Source organism: Spirulina subsalsa FACHB-351 (assembly GCF_026130165.1).
In the GTDB taxonomy this organism is placed as follows: Bacteria; Cyanobacteriota; Cyanobacteriia; order Cyanobacteriales; family Spirulinaceae; genus Spirulina_A; species Spirulina_A subsalsa_A.
Genome location: NZ_JAIHOM010000267.1, coordinates 1 through 665, shown reverse-complemented (window position 1 = coordinate 665; position 665 = coordinate 1). Strand labels below are relative to the sequence as shown.

Sequence of the window (665 nt, the reverse complement as noted above, 5' to 3'; positions counted from 1 at the left end):
GCGGGGAACTTAGGAATTAGTGCCAGTGAGATTAAGTTAAATCAGGGGAAATTGAGCGCGGAAACGAGACAGGGAGCGGGGGGGAATGTTCTGTTGCGGAATATGCGATCGCTTTTTTTGGAAAATCAAAGCCAAATCAGCACCAGCACCATCAACGGACAGGGGGGGAATATTGGTATTAGCGCCACCGAACAGATAATTTTAGGCACCAATAGCCTCATTTCGAGTAACGCGACTGGAACAGGGAATGCGGGGAATATAGACCTATTCAGCCCACAATTAAGCCTACAGGGAAACGCTCAAGTCAGTGTGAGTAATACCGGAACAGGGAATGCGGGGAACTTAGGAATTAGTGCCAGTGAGATTAAGTTAAATCAGGGGAAATTGAGCGCGGAAACGAGACAGGGAGCGGGGGGGAATGTTCTGTTGCGGAATATGCGATCGCTTTTTTTGGAAAATCAAAGCCAAATCAGCACCAGCACCATCAACGGACAGGGGGGGAATATTGGTATTAGCGCCACCGAACAGATAATTTTAGGCACCAATAGCCTCATTTCGAGTAACGCGACTGGAACAGGGAATGCGGGGAATATAGACCTATTCAGCCCACAATTAAGCCTACAGGGAAACGCTCAAGTCAGTGTGAGTAATACCGGAACAGGGAA

Annotated in this window: 1 pseudogene; it reads left to right on the top strand. The window is 48.1% G+C overall.

Annotated features, from left to right (window positions below):
• Positions 1–665: pseudogene (locus K4A83_RS22795) on the top strand (hypothetical protein); the annotation flags it as partial.